This window comes from Piscinibacter sp. HJYY11 (assembly GCF_016735515.1).
Classification (GTDB): domain Bacteria; phylum Pseudomonadota; class Gammaproteobacteria; order Burkholderiales; family Burkholderiaceae_C; genus Rhizobacter.
The window spans coordinates 1,478,064-1,502,157 of sequence record NZ_JAERQZ010000001.1 but is presented as its reverse complement, the minus strand read 5'-3'; the positions used below and the strand labels follow the sequence as shown (position 1 = coordinate 1,502,157).

The following is a 24,094-nucleotide window of genomic DNA, read 5'->3' as shown; positions in this document are numbered from 1 at the left end:
GGGGCTAGAGCTTCGAGATCCCGGAGATCTTGGCGACCTCGACCACCGACAGGATCTCGTCGACCGCATCGGCGGTGCTGATGGGCGGCACGGTGACGGTCGGAAGCCTTCCAGCCTGCCAGCGCAGGATCAGCTCGCGCAGGGCCGCAGCGCCCGCCACGGTGTTGGTTGCCGGGGCGCACCAGCCTTCGTGCTCGCGCACCAGCCGGTCCAGCTGCGGGTTGAGGTGCGTGTAGGCGAGCACCGGCCGCCGGGCCCAGAAGTAGTCGTAGAGCTTGGACGGGATGTACTGCTCGCACTCGTCGCCTTCGCCGTGCATCAGCAGGAGCGCGTCGACTTGCTGCATGCGCTGCACCACGCGCTCGCGGCCCGAGAGGCCGGTGGCGGGGTCGTGTTCCAGGCGGCCCATCGGGATCACCACGTCGTCGAGCTTGTGCTGGTCGATCAGCTTCTGCGCCGGGCCGTCGATCGCACCGCCGTAGACCTCCAGGCGCAGCAGCGGCCGCCATTGGGGCTCGTGCGCCAGCAGGTGGTTTAACGCGCGGATGAAGGGCACGAGGCTGCGGCTGTCGGACAGCGAACCGAAATGACCGAGCACGCACACCGGCCCGGGCGTGTAGATCGCGGGACGCAGCGGCGGCTCGGCGCCCGGCATCACCACGATGCCGCGTTCGCGCAGCACCGGGTGGCGCGCCTGCGCGGCGGCCAGCGCGCCTTCGGTGAACCACCAGGCGAGGTCGGCGTGCTGGCAGATCAGGCCTTCAAGCCTTGCCTGGAAACGCTCGTCGCGGTTGGCGGGCGCCCGGCCCGGGAACACCATCGGGTCGTGCACCTCGACGATCCACTTGGCGCCGCACCAACGCTTGAGCCACCACCCGGCGAGGTGCGCCGAATAGGCGCCGCCGCTCGAGTAGACGAGGTCGATGTCGCCGCGGCGCAGCATCCAGGCCCCGCGCACGAAGGCCGGCAATGCCCACGACCATTGGTTGCGCAGGCCGATCAGCAGCTTCTCCAGCACCATGAACGGTGCCAGCACGAGGCTGATCAGCAGCATCAGCACGCGATAGGCCGGACCGCGGCCCAGGTGGCGTGCCAGCAGATGGCGCAAATCGAAACGCAGCGCGGCCGGCCCCCAGGGCAGCAGGCGATGGTGCTCGAAGCGCTTGTCCTGGGCCCCGGTGACAGCGCTCAGGATCACCGGTTCGATGCCCGCCTGTGCGAGGTAACGCAGTTTGTCGGTGACGGTCAGGCTGGCAGCCCGCCCGTCCATGTTGAACGCATGCGAGAGGATCAGCCAGCGCTGGCGACGGCTCGTCACAGCTTGAACTGCAGCGCGTGCAAGCGGGCGAAGAGGCCGCCCCGGTCCAGCAATTCCTGGCGTGTGCCCAGTTCGACGAGCCGACCCTGGTCGAGCACGGCGATGCGGTCAGCCTTTTCGATGGTCGACAGGCGATGCGCCACGACGATGGTGGTGCGCCCCTCCATCAGCCGCTCCAGCGCCTGCTGCACCAGGTGCTCGCTCTCGCTGTCGAGCGCCGAGGTCGCTTCGTCGAGGATCAGCACCGGTGCGTCTTTGTAGATCGCGCGTGCGATCGCCAGGCGCTGCCGCTGGCCGCCGGAGAGCTGGTTTCCGTTGTGGCCGATGCGGGCCAGCACGCCGTCGGGTTGCTCGTCCACGAAATCGAGCAGGTTGGCCGAGGCCAGCGCGCTTCGCACGCGGTCCAGGTCCATGCCCTGGCTGCCGACCGCGACGTTGGCGGCGATGGTGTCGTTGAAGAGGACCACGTCCTGGCTCACCAGCGCGAACTGGCGGCGCAGCGAGCTCAACTCCCAGTCTTGCAGGGGCACGCCATCGAGGCGGATCTCGCCCTCGGTGGGGTCGAGGAAGCGAGGCAGCAGGTTGACGAGCGTCGACTTGCCGGCACCGGAGGGGCCAACGAGCGCCAGCTTCTCGCCGGCACTCGCCTGCAGCGAGAGGCCGTTCAGGGCCACGGCGTCTTCGTTGTAGCGCAGCGAGACATTGCTGAACTCGAGTTCGCCGCGTGCACGTGCCACGGTGTGGGTTCCCGCTTTTTCGACGGGCACTCTTTGCATGAGGTCGAGCCCCCGCTGGATGGCGGCAAGGCCGCGTGTGACCGGGCCGGCCACGTCGGCGAGGTGGCGCAGCGGGGAAATAAGCATCAGCATTGCGGTGATGAAGGCGACAAAGCCGCCCACCGTGGCGCCTTGCGTGCTGCTCTGCCACAGCGCGACGACGATGACCGCCGAGAGCGCACAGGCCGAGATCAGCTGCGTCACCGGCGTGATGGCCGACGAGGCGACTGTCCCCTTGAGCGAGAGCTGGCGCATCCGCGTGCTCGCCGCGTTGAAGCGCTGCTTTTGGGCCGCCTTGGCATCGTGCAGCCGCACGATCCGCCAGGCGAGGGTGTTCTCTTCCATCACGTAGGCGATGTCGTCGGCGGCGCTCTGGGTGGCCAGGCTGATGCGGTGCATGCGGCGGCTGAAGTAGCGCACCGTCAGGGCCACAGGGGGCAGCAGCACCGCAATGAAGAGCGTGAGCTGCCAGTTGATCCACAACAGGTAGATCAGGAGGGCGATGGCGGTGAAGCTGTCCTTGAGCAGCGTCTGCGCAGCGCCCACCAGGGTCTGTGTGCCGCTTTGCACCTCGTACACCACGGTGTTGATGAGGCTGCTGGCGGTCTGTTGCGAGAACAGCGAGGCGTGCGACAGAAGCACATGCTCGAACATGTCGTGCCGCATCTTGAGCGTGGCTCCGTTGGCGGCCCACGAGAGCGCGTAGTTGACCAGGAAGCCTGCGATGCCCCGCGTCATGAAGAGTCCGATGATGACCGCCGGTACGGCCCAGAGGGGCACATTGCCTTGCTGGGTGAAGCCCCCGTCCAGCAGCGGCTTCATCATGGCGGCCAGCGCCGGCTCGGTGGCGGCACCAATCGAAGCCCCGACGGCTGCGAGCACGAACGCGAGCTTGGCGCCGGCAAAGTAAGGTGCAACGCGCGCCAGGCGCTGCCGCAGGGGCTGGGTAGGTTGGGGCATAGGACGCGCGGATTATCCAACGCGACAGCTGCCTACAATCCCGGCCACCCCGAAGGAGCGCACGCCCCCACATGCCCGAGATCGCGCTGTCCGTCATCCTCATCACCAAGAATGAAAGCCGCAACGTCGCCGCGTGTTTGAAGAGCGTGGCGTTCGCCGACGAGTGGATCGTGGTGGATTCGGAAAGCACCGACGGCACGGCCGAGATCGCACGCAGCCTGGGCGCCCGGGTCATCACCACCACCGACTGGCCGGGCTTCGGCCAGCAGAAGAACCGCGCGCTCGACGCCGCTCGCGGCCGCTGGGTGCTGAGCATCGACGCCGACGAGCGGGTGAGCCCCGCGCTGGCCGAACGCATCCGCGAGGTGGTCGCGAAGGACGGCCCGGCCTCGGGCTACGAACTCTCACGCATCTCGCGCTTCTGCGGCCAGTGGATGCGCCACGGCGACTGGTACCCCGACCGCGTGCTGCGGCTCTTCCGGCGCGGCCAGGCGCGTTTCACCGACGACCTGGTGCATGAGCGGCTCGACGTCAAGGGCAAGGTCGAGCGTCTCGAGGGCGACCTGCTGCACGACACCATGCCTTCGCTCGACGACGCGCTCGACAAGATGAACCGCTACAGCGGTGGCCGGGCGCTCGACAAGGTGCGGGCCGGGAAGCGTGGCAGTCTTTTTGCTGCGCTGACGCACGGGTGGTGGGCGTTCATGCGCTGCTACTTCGTCAAGCGCGGCTTTCTCGATGGCCGCCTCGGCCTCGTGCTCGCGATTTACCAAGCTGAGGGTACTTATTACCGGTACCTCAAGATGGACCTGCTCGCACGCCAGGCCGGCAAATCCATTGAACCAATATGAATTACGAGGATCAGGACAATCCATGCCGATGAACCGACGCCTGTTTGCAGCCTCCTCCGGCCTCCTCATGGTGGCCCCCGCGCTGGCCCAGTTCCGAGTTGAAATCTCGGGGGTCGGCGCCACCCAGTTGCCAATCGCGATCGCTCGCTTCCGCGACGAAGACCGCAACACCCAGGCCGTGTCGACCGTGATCCGCGCCGACCTCGAGCGCTCGGGTGTCTTCCGCAATGTCGAGGCCAACCAGGTGATCGACGAGGCGGCCAAGCCCAACATGAGCGACTGGCGCGGCCGCTCGGCCGATGCGCTGCTCACCGGCTCGGTGACCCGCCTGGCCGATGGCCGCTTCGACGTGCGCTACCTGCTGTGGGACGTGGTCAAGGGCAAGGACCTCATCAGCGGCAGCATTCCCGCCAGCCCGTCCGACCTGCGCCTGGCGGCCCACAAGGTGGCCGATGCCGTGTACGAGAAGCTGACCGGCGACAAAGGCATTTTCTCGACCCACATCGCCTACGTCACCCGCTCGGGCAAGCGCTACGCCCTGCGTGTGGACCATGCCGACGGCACCGGCGGCGAATCCATCCTGCAGAGCAACGACCCGATCATCTCGCCGGCCTGGTCGCCCGATGGGCAGGAGCTGGCCTACGTGTCGTTCTACGAAGACCAGAAGGCCGTGGTGTGGGCGCAGGACGTGTCCTCGGGCGCGCGCCGCAAGCTCGCGAGCTTCCGCGGCTCCAACAGCGCGCCGAGCTGGGCGCCCGATGGCAAGTCGCTCGTCGTCACTCTGAGCCGCGATGGCTATTCGCAGCTCTACCTGATCGGCCGCAACGGCGAGACACCGCGCCGGCTCACCACCAGCCAGGCGATCGACACTGAGGGGGTGTTCTCGCCCGATGGCCGCCAGATCTATTTCGTGAGTGACCGCAGCGGCGGGCCCCAGATCTACCGCATGCCCGTCTCGGGCGGCTCGGCCGAACGCGTGAGCTTTACGGGCGGCTACAACATCAGCCCCTCCATCAGCCCCGATGGCCGCTACCTCGCCTATATTTCCCGGCAGAACGGTGCCTTCAAGCTGTACGTGGGCGAGATCGGCAAGCTGGGCAATGCCCAGGCCATCACCGAGAGCAGCGACGATGAAAGCCCGAGCTTCGCACCCAACAGCAAGCTCATCATCTACGCCACGCGCACAAACGGCCGAGACACATTGATGACCACCACGCTGGACGGCAAGATCAAGGCTGTCCTCGAATCGCGTTTCCCCGACGTGCGCGAGCCGGTGTGGGGGCCATTCGTTCGCTAACTTTTTCTGCGCTCATCAAGCGCTCTTTCGACAGCCACATCCCGACCAACAGGAGAACCACCATGAACATGTCCCGCCTCACTCTCATCGTCGCCGTGTCCTCAGCCGTCTTTGCCGGCTGCGCGTCGAACGTGCCGCTGGACAACAAGGCCGCACCGGTGGAGTCGCGCACGCCTGGCAGCACGGGCTCGACCAGCGGCCCCTCGTCGACGAGCGGTGCCAACTCCGGCAAGCTCGCAAGCGTTGACCTGACCAAGAACCAGGCGCCCGCTGCCGAGGTGGGCCGTGTCGTCTACTTCGACTACGACAGCTTCGTGATCAAGGACGAATTCCGCCCCGTCATCGAAGGCCAAGCCAAGGCTCTCACGGCCAACAAGAGCAAGAAGCTCACCATCGAAGGCCACACCGACGAGCGCGGCGGCAGCGAGTACAACCTCGCGCTCGGCCAGAAGCGTGCCGAGTCGGTCGCCAAGTCGCTCAAGCTGCTGGGCGTGACCGACGCACAGATCGAAGCCGTGAGCTTCGGCAAGGAGCGCCCGGCCGAGCAGGGCCACGATGAAGCGGCGTGGGCCAAGAACCGCCGCGCCGAGCTGGCCAGCCGCTGATCTCGACCATGACCAGGCCCGTGATGACGCGATCGCGACCCGCAGCGTGGCTGTTGCTGCTGGCGCTCGCCGCGCCGGCGGCCCACGCGGGCCTCTTCGACGACGACGAGGCCCGCAAGGCCATCCTCGACCTGCGCCAGCGCCAGGAGCAGGGCGACGCTAGGCTGCGGGCCTCGATGGCCGAGAACCAGGCGCAGCTGCTCGAGCAGATCAACCTGCTCAAGCGCAGCCTCCTCGAGCTCAACAACCAGCTCGAGGTGATGCGTGCCGAGATGGCCCGCCTGCGCGGGCAGGATGAGCAGCTGCAGCGCGATCTCTCCGAGGTGCAACGCGCGCAGGCCGACATCCAGAAGGCGCAGAAGGACGTGCAGCAGGGTGTCAACGAGCGCATCAGCAAGCTCGAGCCGGTGAAGGTCACGGTCGACGGGCGCGAGTTCCTGGTCGACCCGGAAGAGCGCCGCCAATACGAGGAAGCGATGGCCTTGCTGCGCAAGAGCGATTTCGCAGCCGCCTCGTCGGCGTTCACCGGCTTCAACCGGCGGTATCCGGCGAGCGGCTACACGCCGTCGCTGCTGTTCTGGCGCGGCAACGCGCAGTACGCGCTGCGCGAGTACCGCGAGGCGATCTCGAGCTTCCGCTCGCTGGTGTCCACCGCGCCCGACCATGTGCGCGCGCCCGAGTCGCTGCTTGCCATCGCGAACTGCCAGATGGAGCTGAAGGACAACAAGGCGGCCCGTCGCACGATCGATGAGCTGATGAAGACCTATCCCAAGTCCGAGGCCGCGCAAGCGGGCAAGGAGCGCCTCGCGTCTCTGCGCTGAGGCTTCTCGTGTATTTCCCTTGAACGCACCGCTGGATTGGCTGGCGCCTGACCTGGAGCGTCGCTTCGGAGGGCTCCGGCGCCTGCATGGCGATGCGGGCTACCGCGTGATGCGCCAGGCGCGCGTCGGCGTCGTCGGCCTGGGTGGCGTGGGCTCCTGGGCGGTCGAGGCGCTCGCGCGCAGTGGTGTGGCGCAGCTCACGCTCTTCGACATGGACCACGTGGCCGAGTCCAACGTTAACCGCCAGGTCCAGGCGCTCGGCCACACGCTCGGGCAACACAAGGGCGAAGCGCTGCGTGTGCGCATTGCCGACATCCACCCGGGCTGCGATGTTCAGGTCGTCGACGATTTCGTCACGGCCGACAACTGGCCTGCGCTGTTGCCGCGTGAGATCGACGTGCTCATCGACGCCTGCGACCAGGTGCAGGCCAAGATGGCGATGGCGGTGTGGGCGCGCGAAGGCCGGCATGACTTCGTGTGCGTCGGCGCGGCTGGCGGCAAGCAGAAGCCGCAACTTGTGGAGGTCGACGACATCTCGCGTGCGACGCACGACCCGTTGCTTGCTTCCATGCGCCAGCGGCTACGCAAGCAGCACGGCGCGCCGCGTGACCGTGCGATGGGCGTGCGCTGCGTGTTCTCTCGCGAAGCGGTGCGTGCTCCTGTCGATGCCGCATGCGGCACCGGGGAGAGCAGCGTCGATGGCACCCTCAACTGCCACGGTTACGGGTCGAGTGTTGTCGTCACCGCAACGTTCGGTTTGGTAGCGGCTTCAGAAGCGCTACAATGCGTGCTTCGCCGGTTGGCTTGAAGCAAGTCCGCGAAGCCCGTTATACTCATGGGCTTTCCGGGTTGTTAGCTCAGTCGGTAGAGCAGCGGACTTTTAATCCGTTGGTCGCAGGTTCAAGTCCTGCACAACCCACCAGTTCCCCCGGGAACACAGAACGAGCGGGCTCTTAGCTCAGTTGGTAGAGCAGCGGACTCTTAATCCGTTGGTCGTAGGTTCGAATCCTACAGGGCCCACCAAAATTCCCCATGCGGGGTCAAGCACTTAGCGCGCACCAGCGGCTAAGTGCTTTTTGCTTTCTGGAGCCGCTGTCAGCGCTGCTGCCGCAGGCAGTTTTCCGTCCGGTTGCCTCGAACCGGGAACCATGGGCTTGTTGAGAGGGTGCAGGGGATCCGGGATCTCCCACCTGCGCGCCGCGCCGCGCCGCCTGATGACAGGGCGTTCGATACGTTGACGCGGCCATTTGTGCTCATAGCACATCATGTGTTCACTGGCTACATGGAAAACACAAGGGTGTTGCGTGCGGCCTTGTTGTCAAATGTGTTCATTGAACATATTGGGTTGGGGCCGATTCATGAAGGCGCGAAAAGCGGGGCTGGACCATCCATGTTGACGGTAGAGCGACTCAGCATTTCTTACGGCGGTGTCAAGGCGCTCAATGAGCTGTCCATGACGCTGGAGCCGGCGAAGATCTACGGGCTCATCGGTCCCAACGGGGCCGGCAAGTCGACCGCGATCAACGCGATTTCGGGTGTGATCGCCCCGACCTCAGGCAAGGTGAGTCTCAACGGCAAAGACGTCACCCAGCATTCGGTTCACCAGCGGGCGCGTGCGGGTGTTCGCCGCACGTTCCAGAACCTGGCGCTCTTCCAGAGCATGACGGTGCGGGAGAACGTCGAGTGCGGGGCGTTGCACACGATTTCGCGGCAGGAAGGCGATGGCCCGAGTTCCGCCGTCGACCGGCTACTCGATGAATTCGGTCTGCGCGCCGTGCAGCACAGCCACACGCAGGCACTTCCCCTAGGCCTTCGCAAGCGCGTCGAACTCGCACGTTCCCTGGTCTCTGCACCTTCGGTGCTGCTGCTCGACGAGCCGGCCGCAGGTCTGACCCTCGAGGACATGGACGACCTGAAGCGGCGTGTGCGCCTCGTCCGCGACGCCGGCGGGATCGTGCTGATCGTGGAGCACAACATGAACCTCGTGCTGTCGTTGTGCGAGTACTTGTACGTGCTCGAGTTCGGCAATCTGATCGCGTCGGGGAAGCCGTTCGACGTGATGGAAGACCCGCGGGTGCAGGCTGCGTATTTCGGGGGCGACGATGAGGACGCCTGAGCACGGCCATGTGCTGCTGAAGACCACGGGCCTTCGCGCAGGCTATGGGCCGGTACCGGTGCTGAGCAACGTCTCGATCGAGGTTCATGCCGGGCGCATCACCGCATTGCTGGGAGCCAACGGCGCCGGCAAGACGACGCTTTTTCGCGCGCTGTGCGGTGCGATCCGGTGGGAGGGCGACATTCGCGTTGCGGGGCAGGGTGTCCGCGGACTGCGCCCCGAACAGATCGCTCGCCTGGGCGTCGGCCATGTTCCCGAGGGACGCGGCACCTTCGCAGACCTCACGGTCGAGGAGAACCTGCGCGTGGGCGGCTTTGCGCGCAAGGACCGCTCCGGTCTGGAAGGCGCGCTGGAGCGTGTCTACGCGTGGCTGCCGCGGTTGGCCGAACGGCGCAAGCAAGCGGCTGGAAGTTTGTCAGGCGGTGAACAGCAGATGGTGGCCATCGGCCGGGCATTGATCGCGCAGCCCACTGTGCTGCTGCTGGACGAACCGACATTCGGCCTCGCGCCGCGCATCGCCATGGAGGTGATCAACATCCTGCGCCGGCTCCAGGCCGAAACGCCGATGGCGATTCTTCTGGCAGAACAGAACATGGCGTTGGCATTGAAGGTGGCCGACGACGGCTACGTGCTGGGCAACGGCAAGGTCCTGGCTTCAGGTCATGCGAGCGAACTCAAGGAAAGCGCCACCGTGCGCGAAGCCTACCTGGGGAGCGTGTGATGGAGCAACTTGCACACCAGATCATTGCCGGCGTGGCCACCGGCTGTGCCTATGCGCTGCTCGCGCTGGCCTTGGTCGTGGTCTTCCGTTGCAGCCGGCACGTGAACTTCGCCCAGGGCGAAATGGCGACCCTGTCAGCCTACATCGCGCTGACCTTCCTGCAACTCGGTGCGCCGTACTGGCTGGCGTTTCTCGCGACGCTCGTTCTGTCCTTCGCCGCGGGCGCTGCACTCGAGCGCTTTGTCATTGACAGGCTCAAGACGGCGTCGCCGCTGGCCACCGTCGCGGCCTTCATCGGCCTCTTCATGGCGATTCACAGCATCACGGGGCACTTCTGGGGCCACGATGTGCGCGACTTTCCCAGCCCGTTTCCGGACGCCTCCTACTTCGGCGGCCTGCTCTCCAGCCAGCAGATGGGCGTGATGTCTGCGACGGCAGTGTTGCTGCTGATCCTGTGGAGCTTCTTCCGATTCACGCGGATCGGCTTGGCGGTGCGGGCCGCTGCCATGAACCCCGGTTCAGCCGCGTCCAGTGGCATCTCGACGCGCCTGATGTTTTCGTTCGGCTGGGGCATCTCCGCGGTGCTGGGCGCTGTGGCGGCAATGTTCCTCGCACCAGTGCTCTACCTGGACCCCAGCATGATGGGCGGCGTGCTCATCTATGGCTTCGCCGCCGCAGTGCTGGGAGGCCTCAACAGCGTGCCTGGCGCGGTGATGGGGGGGCTCTTGCTCGGGGTGATCGAGAACTTGCTCGGCACCTATGTCGTGGGGACACAGCTCAAGCTGACGGTCGCCTTCGTTGTCCTCGTGTCAGTCCTGCTGTGGCGCCCGCATGGCTTGTTTGGAACGGCCAGCGCCGAGAGAGTCTGAAATGAACACACGAGCAGCAGCGGTTTTCGCGGCGGCGATCGCCTTGGCGGTGGTCCCGTTCTTCGTGCCCAGTGCGTTGACGTTTCAGCTGAGCCAGATGGTGGGTCTGGCCATCGCACTCACGGGGCTGAACATCTTCGTCGGATGGGCGGGGCAGCCGACCCTGGCCCAAGGTGCGATGTTCGCCCTCGGCGCCTATGCGACCGCCATTCTCTGCAAGGCAGGTGTGACCTGGTGGCTGGCATTGCCGCTGGCCGGTCTTGCGGTCGGCGCGTTCGCGATGCTGCTCGCCCTTCCGATTCTTCGCCTGAGGCACACCTACCTTGCCCTTGCGACCTTTGCGCTGGCTCTTGCAGTGCCTCAGGTCTTGAAACACCCAGCGCTGGCGGGCTGGACCGGAGGCGCTCGAGGGTTGGAGCTCGATCGTCCGCACGCACCTGCCTGGTTGCAGCTCGATGTGAGCGCAGATGCCTGGATGTACTGGGTCGCACTTGCCGTTGCCGTCGCAGTCAGCGTGCTGGTAGCGCGTGTGCTGGCGGGCCGCAGTGGCCTCGCACTGCGTGCCGTGCGTGACAACGTCTTTGCCGCCGGAGCCCAGGGCATTCACGTGAGCCAGGTGAAGAACCTCGCTTTCTGCGCGAGTGGCACGCTGGCCGCCCTTGGCGGCGGACTCTATGCGCTGAACGTCCAATACATCGGCCCGGAGAGCTTTCAGGTGTTCCTCTCGCTCACGATGCTGGCGGCTCTCGTGGTGGGCGGTCCGGGCTCAGCGGCAGGTCCTTGGGTCGGCGCGGCACTCCTCCAGTTCGTGCCTTCCTGGGCAGAGGCGATCTCGACCTCGGCGCCGTGGGCCATCTTTGGGTTCTCGGTGCTCCTCGTCGTCTTCGTTGCCCCGAAGGGCATCGCCGGCAGTTGGCGGCCACTCCAGGCACGCCTGTCGCACCTCCGGACCCGTGGTGTCGCGGTCCTCAAAGCCACGCGCTAGCGCGACGCCGCTTCAGCATTCACAAGAGGAAATGATCATGTCATTCAATCGCCGAACTGCAGTTCTTGCCTCGCTGGCATCCCTGGGCGTCTCGAGGCTTGCCTTCGCCCAGCGGCAATATGGGCCAGGTGTGAGCGATACCGAGATCCGTGTGGGCTCCACCATGCCGTTCAGCGGCCCGGTGTCCGGGCTCGGCATCCTCGGCAAGGCCGCGCAGGCCTACTTCGAGGAGCTCAACGACAAGGGCGGCATCAACGGCCGCAAGGTGAAGCTCATCCAGTACGACGACGGCTACAACCCCGGCAAGGCGTTGGAGCTCACGCGTCGCCTGGTCGAGCAGGACAAGGTCGCGTTGATCTACCAGACCCTCGGCACGCCGAGCAACAACGCGATCCATCGCTATCTCAACCAGCAGCGCATCCCCCAACTCCTGATTTTCAGCGGCGCCAACAAGTGGGTGGACGTGAGCGCCGCGCCCTACGTTGTGCCCGCGAGCCCCTCGTATGCCGCTGAAGGCCGCGTCTACGCCCGCTGGCTGCTCGAGAACCAGCCCAAGGCACGCGTGGCCGTGCTCATGCAGAACGACGACTTCGGCAAGGACTACCTCGACGCGATCAAGAACGCGCTGGGGGCTCGTGCGAAGGACATGATCGTTGCCCAAAGCACCTACGAGGTCACCGACCCGACGGTCGATTCGCAAGTCGTGAGCCTGAAGGCCAGCGGTGCCGACGTGTTCTTCGTGCTTTGCAATGGCAAGTTTGCGGTGCAGGCCCTGCGCAAGGCGCACGACATCGGCTGGAAGCCGCAGGTCTTCCTGCCGCTTGGCAGCTCCTCGATCCAGGCGATCCTGCGACCGGCCGGCGCCGACAAGGTGATCGGTGCGATCTCGATCGGCGTGGCGAAGTCGCCGTCCGACCCACGCTGGAACACCGACTCGTCCATCGTGGAACTGCGCGACTTCGTGAAGCGCAGGTTGCCCAGCCACGACCCCAACGACCAGCTGATCGCATCCGGGCATTCGAGTTCGCAGATCCTGACGGAGATCCTGCGCCGCTGCGGCGACGACCTCACGCGCGAGAACATCATGAAGAACGCGCGTGATCTCAAGGGCTTCCGGACCACCACGATGTTGCCCGGTATCGCGCTGAACACCACGCCGACCAACCACGAGCTGTACGACAAGCTGTGGTTGCAGCGCTTCAACGGCGAGAGCTGGGTTCCCTTCGGCAACCCGCAGCCCGTGTGAGCCTCCGTCCCGGTTCTCAACCTGCAGATGACCGCCATGTCTCATCCGAACCTCAAACTTCCTCCGCTCAAGCAGTTCATCGACGGCGAATGGGTGGACTCCGCGTCCGAAAGAACGATGGAGACGATCGACCCGGCCACGGGCAAGGCCTTCGCCCAGGTCTCCGCCGGCGACGCGGAAGACGTGGACCGTGCAGTCAAGAGCGCCCGCTTGGCCGTCGAGCACGGGCCATGGACCAAGGTACCGCCAGCGGCGCGCTCGCGCGTCCTGAACCGCATCGCTGACTTGATCGAGGCCCGCGGCGAAGAGCTGGCGACCCTCGAATCGGTCGACAACGGCAAGCCGGTGACGGCTGCCCGCATGGCCGACATCCCGTCCTCGGCAGGCGTGTTCCGCTACATGGCCGGCTGGGCCATGCGCATGGAAGGCGAACAGATCCCGCTGGCAAACCGCCCCCAGGGGCAGTTTCTGGCCTACACCCAGCGTGCACCCATCGGCGTGGTCGGGCAGATCGTGCCGTGGAACTTTCCGCTCCTGATGGCAGCCTGGAAGGTGGCTCCGGCATTGGCGTTCGGTTGCGCATCGATCCTGAAGCCGGCCGAACAGACGCCTCTGACGGCCGCCGCACTGGTGCAGATCGCGCAGGAAGCGGGCGTGCCCGCCGGCCAGCTCAACCTGATCCAGGGGCTGGGCCACGTGGTCGGCGCCGCCCTTGTGGGCCACAACGAGGTCAACAAGATCGCGTTTACCGGGTCGACGGAGGTCGGCAAGACCATCGTGCGCTCGGGCGCCGACACGCTGAAGCGCATCTCGCTCGAACTTGGCGGCAAATCGCCGACCATCGTGCTGGCCGATGCGGACATCGACGCGGCCGTCGCCGGGGCGGCGCACGCGATCTTTTTCAACCAGGGCCAGATCTGCACGGCGGGCTCCCGGCTGTACGTGCACGAGTCGATCTACGACAAGTTCATCGATCGACTGGCGACGGTGGCTGCGGCTCTCAAGACCGGTCCGGGTCTGGACCCCACAACGCAGATCGGCCCGCTGGTGTCGGAAGAGCAGTTGCGGCGCGTTGCTGGCTACGTCGAGATTGGCAAGAAGGAAGGCGCCGGTGTGGCGGTCGGTGGCGACGCGGTGGGTGGACCGGGCTACTTCTACCGCCCGACCATCCTGACTCATGTGAACCAGAAGATGCGAGTGGTCCAGGAGGAGATCTTCGGGCCGGTGCTGGTCGCCACGCGCTTCAAGGAGATCGACGAAGTGGTTGCCATGGCCAACGACAGCGTCTATGGCCTGGCCGCAAGCGTCTGGACACGCGACGTGTCGAAGGCTCATGCCGTCGCGCGTGCGTTGCACGCCGGCACGGTGTGGGTCAACTGCCACCATGTGATGGACCCTGCAATGCCTTTCGGCGGCTACAAGCAATCGGGTTGGGGGCGCGAGATGGGGGCTGCTGCGTACGAGATGTACACCGAGTCGAAGTCCGTCTGCATTCAACTCTGACGCTACCAGGCAGGCCGCCGGCCTGTCACGTCACCCAATGAACACATGCGACCTGGGCCTGCCACCGCGGTTCCTGGCGCATGACGACCCCAAGGGCGCGCCTGCGCCATCCAATATGAGAGAGGTGAAACGATGAGCGACACAGCAGCACTGGCAGAGCCCGTCTTCGGCGCCGAAGACAGGGCGCTCTATGAGCGCCTCGGCATTGCCGCACACAACCAGACCAGCACGTACAACGTGCGAGGCTATGAGCCGGTCAGCAAGGAGCACCGGCACGTGCCCGCGAAGGTCACCGGAGTCGTGCCAACCGATCTGAAGGGCATCTACCTGCGCAACGGTGCGAACCGTCAGTTCGAAAAGACCACGGCCCGGCTGCACCCCTTCAACGGTGCCGGCATGCTCCACCAAATCCAGTTCAAGGACGGCGAGATCACCTACTCGAACTTCTTTCTTCGCACGCCTCGCTACGAGGCGGAGGAAAGAGCGGGCGGCGAGGTGTACATGCAGGTGGGGGACCTCGTGGCCGGAGGCCAGCTCTCGATGGCCAAGGCTCAACTCGTGGAGAGCAAGAAGGCAAGCGGCCTGGTGCCGGCGCTGGACCCGCTCGAGCTGTCAACCGCATCCACCGCAGTGCACTTCCACGGCGGCAAGATCTACTGTCTGAACGAGACTGCCTATCCGTTCGCGCTGAACAGCCGGCTGGAGGGTGGCAATGTCGTGTTCGACGGCACCGGAAAGCTCGAGAACTGGGGCGGCGCATTGAAGAGCCCTTTCACGGCTCACCCACGCATCGATCAGGCAACCAACACGTTCTACAACCTGAGCATCCATCGCACCAACCACGGGGTGTTCTATTCGCGCCTCGAGAACGGTCGACTGGTCGACCACCAGCTGGTGCATCAGCAGCCCCTGTCTGAAGATGCCATGGCCTACTTGCACGACTTCATCGTCACCGATCGCTTCCTCATCTTCCCCGACACTTCCATCCGCAGCTCGCGCTTACGGCTGACATCGCATTCGAGCATCTATCACTTCGACGCGTCGTACCCGCTGCGTTGGGGTGTCATCAACCGCTTCCCGTCGCCTGGCGAAGCCGTCCGCTGGTTCACGTGCGACCACCCCGGATTCATCTGGCACATGGTGAACGGCTGGGAAACGCGCTCCAAGGACGGCAGGGACCAGATCGTCCTCTTTGCGCCCATGTTCGAGGCGTACCCGGATCACCTGCCCATCCACAGCCCGGAGGAGCCCCCTGCGAAGTTCCGCAAGTGGGTGCTCGACCTCGAGAGCGGCAAGGTGGTGGACGACAGGGTGCTGCTTGAGGGTGCTTACGAGCGACCGTCCATCAACCTCGCGTACTCGGGCAAGCCGAGCCGCTATGCCTACCTGCTCGACGAGAGCAGCGGCTACATGGGTCGCGGTGTGCAGAAGTACGACCTCCTGGAAGAGAAGCCACTTCAGTACCTTGACTACAGCGGGTTCCTGGGTGGCGAGCCCCTGTTCGTTCCGGCAGAGGGCGGCAAAGATGAAGACGATGGCTACATCGTCGACCTGCTGATGAAGGAGGAGAGTGCTGACCTGGTCATCTTCACTGCGAAGGAGATGACGGAGATCGCACGCGTCCACCTGCCTGCCCGCGTGCCGTTTGGTGTGCACGCATGCTGGCTCTCGACCCAGAAGGTGGCACAACTGGAGCACGCTGGTCGTCCGTAGCGGAGAGGGCGATCTCGTTGCCCGTTGAATGTGTGCAATGAATGCATTGTTGGGCGCGACACTAAAATGCTCGATCGCCCGTAACGACGCTGACATGACCGCTGTCAGCCCGCTCTTGTCCATGGCAACTGCCCGACGCAAGCAAACGACCAGCTCCGCTGCCCGCCCGACCGTCGAGCCGGCAACCGGCGAGAAGAAAAGAAGGTATCACCACGGCAACCTGCGCACAGCGCTTCTCGTCGGTGCGTCTCACCTTTTGCGCACCAGCGGCATCGAGGGTGTGACCTTGCGAGCTTGTGCCCAGTTTGCCGGCGTTTCCCAGGCAGCGATTCGCAATCACTTCGCCGACAAGAATCATCTGTTGGCGAGTCTCGCGGCCGAGGGTTTCGTGCTGCTGGGCCAGCGTCGCAAGAGCCAGGCGACTTTGTCGGGTTCGATCGCCGAGACGCTGGAGATCATCTTCCAGAACTATGTTGGCTTCGCGGTGGAGAACTCGCACCTGTTTCGCTTGATGTTCGCTGACAAGAACCTTCGTCGCGACGACTATGCGGATCTGCGCAGTGCGTCGCATCATGCCCTGAAGGAATTGCATGCTATTTTTTCGGCCATGCTTGAGCGCGCAAAGCTTGACAGCTCTGGCATCGAGGGCCTCACGTTCAACCTGTGGAGCGCCATGCATGGCTTGGCGATGCTCGTCATCGACGAGCAGTACACCTTGGTGACGCACCCCTCGGTCGTGAAGGCGCAGTGCACTGAACTTGCGACGATGCTGGCTGCCGGCCTGGAGCAGACCCGCAAACGCCCCAAGGCTCGCGTTCGGTAGCGAGCTGTTGGGCCCACAGTGCCGAAGAGGGTCAGCGCGCGAGCAGCGGCTGACCCTCTCGTCATTGGGCGGCATCAGTGCCGCGCAGATCCGGGCTCCGCCATCTTGCGGTGCCGCCGCGCCAGCAGTTCATCCGGCGTGATGTTCGCCATCAGCGCCTGAAGCTTGTTCTTCCAGCCGGCGACGACGTCGCTCTCGCCGTCCATCATCGCGTCGAAACCGGCCTTTGCCACGTCGGCCGGGCTCGCCTTCGGACCGGTGCCCACATCCGTGTCCATCATGTCGGCGCGTTCGAAGAACTCGGTGTCGGTTGGCCCGGGCATCAGGCAGGTGACGGTGACGCCCGAGTCCTTCAGCTCGTCGCGCAAGGCGAAGCAGAAGGAATCGATGAAGGCCTTGGTGCCGTTGTAGACGGCCTGGAAGCTCCCTGGCATGCGCCCGGCGATCGAGCCGGTGACGAGGATGCGTCCGCGGCCCTGCGAGCGCATGCGGCGGGCCACGTGGTGCAGCAGGTCGAGCGTGCCGGTGATGTTGGTGTTGATCACGTGCCGGATGTCGGCGAACTCCTGGTCGAGGAAAGCGCGCCCCAGGCCATGGCCCGCATTGGCGAGCAGCAGGTCGACGGGCTGCTCGCCGATGCGCTCGATCAGCAAGGCCACGCCGGCAGGCGTCGCGAGGTCGGCTGTCACGGTGCTCACCGAGACGCCGAGGTCGCGCAGGGCGTCGGCGGTTTCTTCCAGCGGCCCTTGGTCGGCGGCAATGAGCAGGTCGAAACCGTTGCGGGCGCATTCGAATGCCAGCTCGCGGCCGATGCCCGAGGAGGCGCCGGTGACGATGGCGAGGGATCGGGTGGTGTCGTTCATGGGGTCTCCTGTCATCGGTGGGTGGATGCCTGGAGCGCAGCAACGCGTGTTCCGGCTCGTGCGGATGACGCGGTGGGCTCGGCACCTCGATTGCCGCGAATTCGTCACGGCTCGCCGTGGTTTCGCGGGGTGGCCGATCGCAACGGATCCAGATGAAAGGAAACGACATGACCCAGCGTGACTATCAAAGCCGCCGAGACGGCGGCTATGGCGCAGACGACTATGGCCAGGACCGCCAAGGCGCGCAGCAAGGCGGCCAGCGCAGCGAATCCGGCAGCAACTACGGAGATTTCCGTCGCCAAAGTGGCCAGCAGGACCAGCGCAGCGAGCGCGGCGCGCAGTCGGGCGACTACTACACCGGCGGCGGCCGCCAGTTCGACTCGGGCCGCCAGCAAGGCAGCGGCTCCGAGTACGGCATCGGCAGCGGCGGCTACGGTGGCTACGGCGGCGAATACGGCGCCCAGGGCTACGACGCGGAGCAGGGCTTCGGTCGGCAGGAGGGCTACCGTGGCGGCTATGGCCAGCAGCGTGATTTTGGGCAGCGGGACGACGGGCGCTACGGCTCGCATGGCTACGGCAACCAGGGTGACCCGGGCCGCCAAGGCGGCGACCCGTATGGCCAGCGCGGGTCGCAGGGCCGCTACGGATCGTCCGGATACGGATCGCAGGGCTACGGTGGCTCGCAGGGCTACGGCGGCCAGCAGCGATATGGCCAGCAAGGCTACGGCCAGGACCAGCAGGCCTATGGCCAGCGCGAATGGGGCCAGCACGCCGACTGGGGCCGTTCCGAGGTCGGCCAGGGGCAGGGCCAAGGCCAAAGTCGCGACCACCACCACGACCCCGACTACCACCAGTGGCGCAGCGAGCAACTGCGCAACCTCGACAACGACTACCAGTCATGGCGCCAGGAGCGCTACAAGAAGTTCTCGGAAGAGTTCAACACCTGGCGCAGCAGCCGCCAGGGCTCGCAATCGGGCGCCGGACCGCAAGGCGCGGGCAGCAGCACCACCGGGCTGAGCGACGGAAGCGCCACCTCGCCGACCACGCAGACGTCCACCGGCCTCGAAGCTGGGGGCGCGTCGTCGTCCAGCGGCTCGACCAAGAGCAAGTGACGCGCTGAGGTCGAAACTCAGTCAAAACGCCCCGCGCCCGCGGGGCGTTTTGCTTCAGCGCCTGCCGGCCTTCAGCACCATCAAGGCGACGAACGCGGTGAGACCGAGCGCGGTCGACAGCCACAGGCTTGCCGCGCCCCACCGGTCGAGTGCGAGGCCGAACGCGAACGGCGCAAACGCCTGCGCCACCCGCCCCGGGAGCATGAGCCAGCCTTGCCGCGCGCCATAGCCCTGCGGACCGAAGAACACGAGCGGCAGCGTGCCCTTGGCGATGGTGAGGATGCCGTTGCCCGCCCCGTGCAGCAGCGCGAACACCGGTGCCAGGGCCGGCCCCGCAAAGAGCAAGGCCACCGCGCCGATCGGATGCGCGAGGTTGGCGAGGCGCGCCGACAGCAAGGGGTGCACACGCCGCAGCACGCCGAATTCGAGCAGGCGGCCCGCCACCTGCGCCGGCCCGACGAGCGCACCCACCGCCACGGCGACCGCAAGGCTTGCGCCGAGCGCCTGCATCAAGCGAGGCAGGTGGGCCGCCATCGCGGTGCTGGTGAACCACGCCACCGCGAACACGAACGACAGCACCACGCTCACGAGCATCGGGTGCTGGGGCTCCGTTTCAGGCGGCACCTCTGCCGCGGCCGCCGCTGCTGCCGGCGCGGGCGCCAGCGATGCGGGCGCCTTCGGCAAGGCCGCGTTCAGTGGCAGCCCCAGCACGATGTGCAGGCCTGCCCAGCCCAGGCACGCGCCGCGCCAGCCGAAGGTCGTTTCCATCCAGGCGGTGAGCGGCCAGCCGATGGTGCTCGCGAAACCGGCGAAGAGCGTGATGCCGGTGATGGCGTTGCGCGAGTCATGGCCGTACAGCCGCACGAGCGTGGCAAACGCTGCCTCGTAGAGCCCGGCGCCCATCGCAAGGCCGAGCACGACCCAGGCGATGAAGAGCGTCCACGGCCCCTGCGCGAGCGCGAGGCCGGCAAGGCCGGCGGCAAACAGCACATTGGTGCCCATCAGCAACTGCCGGCCGCCGTGGCGGTCGATGGTGCGGCCGGCCCAGGGGCCGACGAAGGCCGACACTACCAGCGCCAGCGAGAACGCGAGGAACACCGTCGGCTCGCGCAGGCCCAGGTCGCGGGCGATGGGTGCGGCGAGCAGGGCGGCGATGTAGTACGACGACGCCCAGGCCAGGGTCTGGGCGCTGCCGAGCACGGTGACGACGATCGGCTTCTTCATGGAGGCCGGCCGAATATAGAGGAGTAGGGATTGCGCGCCTGTCACATGCGTCGCCTACTCTCGCGTCACCACCCGGAGGCCGCCATGAACCTGAGAGAGCTGAGCATCGCCACCTTCAACCTCTACAACCTCAACGAGCCCGGCCGGCCGCTCTACACCGACCGCGACGGCTGGACCGAAGCCGAGTACAACCTCAAGATCGCCTGGACGGTGCGCCAGCTCACCATCCTCAAGTCCGACGTGTTCGGCTTCCAGGAGCTCTGGCATGCCGATTCGATGAAGCGCGCGTTGCAGGCCGCCGGCCTCGACGCCGACTACGACCTCGTCGCCCCGCCCGATGCCGATGGCCGCAAGATCGTCTGCGCCGCCATCGTGCGCAAGGGCCTGTTGAGCGGCGTGCCCCAGTGGATCGAGCAGTTTCCGAGCAAGTTCGTGCTGCGCTCGCACGGCGACGACCCGCAGACCCCGCTCATCGACGTGAGCATCCGCGGCTTCTCACGCCCGGTGGCGCACTGCACCATCAAGCCGCGCGAAGACGAGCCCGAGGTGCACCTCTACGTGTGCCATTTCAAGTCGAAGGGCCCGACGAAGATCTACAACGAAGGCTGGTACCGCGAAGACCGCGACACCTACGCCAAGCACGCCACCGCGATCGGCGCGGCCATCTCCACCATCCGCCGCACGGCCGAGGCGGCGGCGCTGCGCTTCATCCTCACCGAGCAGATGAAGGGCAACGACACGCCGGTGATCGTGCTCGGCGACATCAACGACGGCCACTTCAGCAACACCACCAACATCCTCACCGAGCAGCCGCGCTATCTCGTGGGCGACTCCATCGGCGGCGGCGACATCGCGCTCTACAGCACGCAGACGCTGCAGGAGTACCGCGACACGCGCGACGTGTACTACACCCACGTGCACGAGGGCATCCGCGAGTCGCTCGACCACATCATGGTGAGCGAGCAGTTCTACGACCACAGCCGCAAGCGCGTGTGGCTGTTCGACGGGCTGGTGGTCAACAACGACCACCTCAATTTCGACGACCACAAGCTCGACGGCACGAACGACCACGGGGTCATTCGCGCCGTCTTCAAGTACAAGCCGCAGCGGGCCTAGTCGCTACACGCGCGGCGGGTCGGTCTCGCGCTCGTAGTGGCGGTGCCGCGCGAGCGCGGTGACGAAGGCGTCCACGTTCACCTCGGCCCCCGGCGCGGCGGCGTCCATCGGCTCGCCCAGCACGATGCCCGGGTCGGGCGTGCCGTCGGGCAGCTGCACGTCGATGCTGGCCTTGGCCAGGACGACGCTCGCATGGCCCAGCACCAGCATCGGCTTGCAGTGCCGGTACTGGTCTTTCACGAACTCGAGCACCTGCCCCTGCGCGGCGAGCGAGAGCGCCGCCCGCTCGCCATCGGGCAGCACGACCGCATCCCAGGTCACCGAGGGTGCGGCTTCGAGCGACACCTCCACATGCAGCGGCTCCTGGCTCAGCGGCGTGACGACGCCCAGCCGCACGCCCACGAAGCGCGGCGCGGCGCCTGCCGTGGCCAGTGCCTTGTGGACCGCGCGCAGCCGCAGGTCTTCCACGCCATCGGCGACCAGCAGCGCCACGCGCCGGCCCTTGACGCCGGCCTCGCCGGGGCGTGAGAGCAACGACAACGCCGGCGAGCTTTCCACCTCCGGCGTCACCTCGATCGCCAGCGCCTTCGGTTGCGGCGGCGGCACCGGCATGCCCAGGCCTTCGGCCACGCGGGTCACGAGCTCGGTGTCGATGTTCGCCAGCACCGACAGCACACGCTCGCGCACCGCCGGCGTCTGCACGCGCGTCAGCTCGAAGCGGTAGGCGCCGACGATGTGCGCCTGCTCGGTGGGCGTCTGGCTCTTCCAGAAGAGCCTGGCCTGCGAGTAGTGGTCGGCGAACTTCTCGGGCTTGCCGCGCACCTTGTCTTCGGCCACCGGCTGCGGGAAGGAGACGAAGCCCGCCTTGCCGGCCTGGAACGGGCAGCCGCCGCCCAGCGAGTTGGGCTCGTAGTTCACCCGTCCGCGGTGGATGGCCTGGCGGTGCAGGCCATCGCGCTGGTTGTTGTGCACCTGCGCAATCGAGGCGTTGATCGGGATCTCGTGGAAGTTGGGCCCGCCGAGCCGCGTGAGCTGCGTGTCGACATACGAGTGAATGCGGCCCTGCAGCAACGGGTCGTTGCTGAAGTCGATGCCGGGCACCACGTGTGCGGTGCAGAAGGCGACCTGCTCGGTCTCGGCGAAGAAGTTGTCGGGGTTGCGGTTGAGCACCAGGCGGCCCACGGTGCGCAGCGGCACCAGCTCCTCCGGCACGATCTTGGTCGGGTCGAGCACGTCGAAGCTGAAGCCTTCGGCCTGCACCTCGCTGAAGATCTGCACGCCGAGCTCCCACTCGGGGTAGTTGCCGGCCTCGATGGCCTCCCACAGGTCGCGGCGGTGGAAGTCGGGGTCGGCGCCGCCGAGCTTGGCGGCTTCATCCCACACCAGCGAGTGCGTGCCGGCGACGGGTGTCCAGTGGAACTTGCAGAAGACCGATTCACCCGCCGCGTTGACCAGCCGGAAGGTGTGCACGCCAAAGCCCTGCATCGTGCGGTAGCTGCGCGGGATCGCGCGGTCGCTCATCACCCACATCAGCATGTGCGCCGACTCGGGCATCAGCGAGACGAAGTCCCAGAAGGTGTCGTGCGCGCTCGAAGCCTGCGGCATCTGGTGGTGCGGCTCGGGCTTGACCGCATGCACGAGGTCGGGGAACTTCATCGCGTCCTGGATGAAGAACACCGGGATGTTGTTGCCCACCAGGTCCCAGTTGCCCTGCTCGGTGTAGAACTTGACGGCGAAGCCGCGCACGTCGCGCGCGGTGTCGATCGAGCCGCGCTCTCCGGCCACGGTCGAGAAACGCACGAAGACCGGGGTCTTTTTACCGGCTTGTGCAAAAGGTGCGGCAGCCGTGTGCTCGGTCAGCGGCTCGGTGCATTCGAAGTACCCGTGCGCCGCCGAACCGCGCGCATGCACCACCCGCTCGGGGATGCGCTCATGGTCGAAGTGGGTGATCTTCTCGCGCAGGATGAAGTCTTCGAGCAGCGTGGGCCCGCGCAGGCCGGCCTTGAGCGAGTTCTGGTTGTCGGCGACCGGCACGCCCTGGTTGGTGGTGAGTGCCTGGCCGCCGCTGTCGACGCGCACGCGGTCGAGCGGGCCGTTGGTGGGGTTGAAGCCGGGCCTCACGCTGCCGTCGCCCGTCTTCGGCGAGGGCACGTCTTCGTTGACGGTGCTGCTGCGCACAATCTCGTCGGGCGCCGCCTGCGAAGGCCCGGCCTGCGGATGGTGGCCGTTGTCGAGCCCGTGCTCGGCGGGCTTGAGCGGGTTGGAAGGCATCGCTTTCGCGAGCACCTGCGTGCCGGCGTAGCGTGTGCCGAGCATCTGCTGCGCGGGCGTGGAAAGGGCTTGCGCGTCGTCTTCGGTGAAGAGCACCGTCGATGGGCCGGAGAGCGTGCTGAGCACCGTGCCCACGGCTTCCTGCGGATCGGCGGGCAGGGGCTGGCTCGGGTCGGGCTCGGCGGCGGTGGGGGCGGGCGAGGGTGCCGGCTTCCGGGGGCTTTTTGGTTTTGACGTGGCCATGCAAGCTGCTCTCGACGAGTGGAGTTGAGCCCACTCGGCAAGGCCTGTTCCCTGGCGCGCCGTCGTTGGGGAGAAGTCCCCCGTGTGGACGGGGGCACGAGCGCTTCCTACCATGAGGCCTTCGGTGCCTGCATGCACCGCGGAAAGGATCTCTCATGAAGTCGTTCCACGCCTTGGGCGCAGCGCTGGCGGCCGCCGTGCTGGCGGGCTGCGTGAGCTATGGCCCGCAGTCGCTTTCCCCCGGCACCTCGATCCAGGCGGCCCGCCAGTCGCTCGGCGAGCCGACCGGCGAGTACCCGCAGGCCGACGGTGGCCGCCGCCTCGAGTTCGCGCGAGGCCCGTTTGGCCGGCACACCTACATGGTCGACTTCGACGCGGCCGGCAAGCTGGTGCGCTGGGAGCAGGTGCTGACCGAGGCCAACTTCAACGCGGTGCAGCCCGGCATGGCCGCGAGCCAGGTGCAGGCGCTGATCGGCCATTCGTTCGACCAGCGGGTGGTGGGCATCGCCGAACGGCGGCAGACCGTCTGGGCCTATCGCTACGAGACGCCGTTCTGCCAGTACTTCCAGGTGGGCATCGACGCGCAGGGCAAGGTGATGGACACGTCCTACGGGCCCGATCCGCTGTGCGACGTGCACGACGCCGACAACGGGCTATAAAG

21 protein-coding genes and 2 tRNA genes are annotated in these 24,094 nt (G+C 66.4%); 18 read left to right on the top strand and 5 right to left on the bottom strand.

What is annotated here, in order from left to right; genetic code table 11:
* Nucleotides 1-4: 4 nt before the first annotated feature.
* On the bottom strand, nucleotides 5-1,318 hold the full coding sequence (locus tag JI745_RS06730) for a glycosyltransferase (protein WP_201804826.1): 1,314 nt from the start codon (nucleotides 1,316-1,318) through the stop codon (nucleotides 5-7).
* The gene (msbA, locus tag JI745_RS06725) at nucleotides 1,315-3,054 is read right to left on the bottom strand and encodes a lipid A export permease/ATP-binding protein MsbA (RefSeq protein WP_201804825.1); all 1,740 of its coding nucleotides are present in this window, start codon (nucleotides 3,052-3,054) and stop codon (nucleotides 1,315-1,317) included. The genes JI745_RS06730 and msbA overlap by 4 nt, the downstream gene beginning before the upstream one ends.
* An 80-nt stretch (nucleotides 3,055-3,134) precedes the next feature.
* Between msbA and JI745_RS06720 the strand changes: the two genes are divergently transcribed.
* The 15 genes from JI745_RS06720 to JI745_RS06650 all read left to right on the top strand — a co-directional run bounded on the left by JI745_RS06720 (nucleotide 3,135) and on the right by JI745_RS06650 (nucleotide 16,604).
* Nucleotides 3,135-3,905: a glycosyltransferase family 2 protein gene (locus JI745_RS06720; RefSeq protein WP_201812378.1), complete on the top strand. Its 771-nt coding sequence runs from the start codon at nucleotides 3,135-3,137 to the stop codon at nucleotides 3,903-3,905.
* Between the two features lie 28 nt (nucleotides 3,906-3,933).
* Nucleotides 3,934-5,202, top strand: a complete 1,269-nt coding sequence (tolB, locus tag JI745_RS06715) for a Tol-Pal system beta propeller repeat protein TolB (protein WP_201812376.1) — start codon at nucleotides 3,934-3,936, stop codon at nucleotides 5,200-5,202.
* A 62-nt stretch (nucleotides 5,203-5,264) separates the two neighbouring features.
* Nucleotides 5,265-5,807, top strand: a complete 543-nt coding sequence (gene pal / locus JI745_RS06710; protein ID WP_236674924.1) for a peptidoglycan-associated lipoprotein Pal — start codon at nucleotides 5,265-5,267, stop codon at nucleotides 5,805-5,807.
* A 23-nt stretch (nucleotides 5,808-5,830) separates the two neighbouring features.
* Nucleotides 5,831-6,628, top strand: coding sequence for a tol-pal system protein YbgF (gene ybgF / locus JI745_RS06705; RefSeq protein ID WP_201804824.1), 798 nt, complete (start codon nucleotides 5,831-5,833; stop codon nucleotides 6,626-6,628).
* A gap of 19 nt (nucleotides 6,629-6,647) precedes the next feature.
* The gene (locus JI745_RS06700) at nucleotides 6,648-7,436 is read left to right on the top strand and encodes a ThiF family adenylyltransferase (RefSeq protein WP_201804823.1); all 789 of its coding nucleotides are present in this window, start codon (nucleotides 6,648-6,650) and stop codon (nucleotides 7,434-7,436) included.
* A gap of 38 nt (nucleotides 7,437-7,474) precedes the next feature.
* Nucleotides 7,475-7,550 (top strand) — tRNA-Lys (locus JI745_RS06695).
* A 25-nt stretch (nucleotides 7,551-7,575) separates the two neighbouring features.
* A tRNA-Lys gene (locus JI745_RS06690) sits at nucleotides 7,576-7,651 on the top strand.
* A gap of 367 nt (nucleotides 7,652-8,018) precedes the next feature.
* Complete coding sequence (locus tag JI745_RS06685; protein ID WP_201804822.1) at nucleotides 8,019-8,744, top strand: ABC transporter ATP-binding protein; 726 nt, start codon at nucleotides 8,019-8,021, stop codon at nucleotides 8,742-8,744.
* Between the two features lie 10 nt (nucleotides 8,745-8,754).
* Nucleotides 8,755-9,465 carry an ABC transporter ATP-binding protein gene (locus JI745_RS06680; protein WP_310738504.1) on the top strand — a complete coding sequence of 237 codons (711 nt, stop codon included), beginning with the start codon at nucleotides 8,755-8,757 and terminating at the stop codon, nucleotides 9,463-9,465.
* A complete protein-coding gene (locus JI745_RS06675) occupies nucleotides 9,465-10,334 on the top strand; it encodes a branched-chain amino acid ABC transporter permease (protein ID WP_201804820.1) in 870 nt (289 codons plus the stop codon). The genes JI745_RS06680 and JI745_RS06675 overlap by 1 nt, the downstream gene beginning before the upstream one ends.
* A gap of 1 nt (nucleotide 10,335) precedes the next feature.
* A complete protein-coding gene (locus JI745_RS06670; RefSeq protein ID WP_201804818.1) occupies nucleotides 10,336-11,319 on the top strand; it encodes a branched-chain amino acid ABC transporter permease in 984 nt (327 codons plus the stop codon).
* Nucleotides 11,320-11,449: 130 nt separating this feature from the next.
* Entirely contained in the window at nucleotides 11,450-12,565 is a 1,116-nt protein-coding gene (locus JI745_RS06665; RefSeq protein ID WP_201804816.1) for an ABC transporter substrate-binding protein, read from the top strand.
* Between the two features lie 36 nt (nucleotides 12,566-12,601).
* On the top strand, nucleotides 12,602-14,068 hold the full coding sequence (locus tag JI745_RS06660) for an aldehyde dehydrogenase family protein (RefSeq protein WP_236674923.1): 1,467 nt from the start codon (nucleotides 12,602-12,604) through the stop codon (nucleotides 14,066-14,068).
* Nucleotides 14,069-14,200: 132 nt separating this feature from the next.
* Entirely contained in the window at nucleotides 14,201-15,781 is a 1,581-nt protein-coding gene (locus JI745_RS06655; protein WP_201804814.1) for a carotenoid oxygenase family protein, read from the top strand.
* A 94-nt stretch (nucleotides 15,782-15,875) separates the two neighbouring features.
* Nucleotides 15,876-16,604, top strand: coding sequence for a TetR/AcrR family transcriptional regulator (locus tag JI745_RS06650; RefSeq protein ID WP_201804813.1), 729 nt, complete (start codon nucleotides 15,876-15,878; stop codon nucleotides 16,602-16,604).
* 74 nt (nucleotides 16,605-16,678) lie between these two features.
* Here the strand turns inward: JI745_RS06650 and JI745_RS06645 are convergent, their stop codons facing one another.
* Nucleotides 16,679-17,467: an SDR family oxidoreductase gene (locus tag JI745_RS06645; RefSeq protein WP_201804812.1), complete on the bottom strand. Its 789-nt coding sequence runs from the start codon at nucleotides 17,465-17,467 to the stop codon at nucleotides 16,679-16,681.
* A 167-nt stretch (nucleotides 17,468-17,634) separates the two neighbouring features.
* On the opposite strand from JI745_RS06645, the gene JI745_RS06640 reads away from it, so the two are divergent.
* Nucleotides 17,635-18,579: a hypothetical protein gene (locus tag JI745_RS06640; RefSeq protein ID WP_201804806.1), complete on the top strand. Its 945-nt coding sequence runs from the start codon at nucleotides 17,635-17,637 to the stop codon at nucleotides 18,577-18,579.
* 54 nt (nucleotides 18,580-18,633) lie between these two features.
* On the opposite strand, the gene JI745_RS06635 is transcribed toward JI745_RS06640, so the two are convergent.
* Nucleotides 18,634-19,803 carry an MFS transporter gene (locus JI745_RS06635; RefSeq protein WP_201804804.1) on the bottom strand — a complete coding sequence of 390 codons (1,170 nt, stop codon included), beginning with the start codon at nucleotides 19,801-19,803 and terminating at the stop codon, nucleotides 18,634-18,636.
* 84 nt (nucleotides 19,804-19,887) lie between these two features.
* Between JI745_RS06635 and JI745_RS06630 the strand changes: the two genes are divergently transcribed.
* Entirely contained in the window at nucleotides 19,888-20,919 is a 1,032-nt protein-coding gene (locus JI745_RS06630) for an endonuclease/exonuclease/phosphatase family protein (protein WP_201804803.1), read from the top strand.
* Nucleotides 20,920-20,922: 3 nt separating this feature from the next.
* Here JI745_RS06630 and JI745_RS06625 read toward each other — a convergent pair whose 3' ends face one another.
* A complete protein-coding gene (locus tag JI745_RS06625) occupies nucleotides 20,923-23,433 on the bottom strand; it encodes a catalase (RefSeq protein WP_201804799.1) in 2,511 nt (836 codons plus the stop codon).
* A gap of 155 nt (nucleotides 23,434-23,588) precedes the next feature.
* On the opposite strand from JI745_RS06625, the gene JI745_RS06620 reads away from it, so the two are divergent.
* Complete coding sequence (locus JI745_RS06620; RefSeq protein WP_201804798.1) at nucleotides 23,589-24,092, top strand: hypothetical protein; 504 nt, start codon at nucleotides 23,589-23,591, stop codon at nucleotides 24,090-24,092.
* Nucleotides 24,093-24,094: the final 2 nt, after the last annotated feature.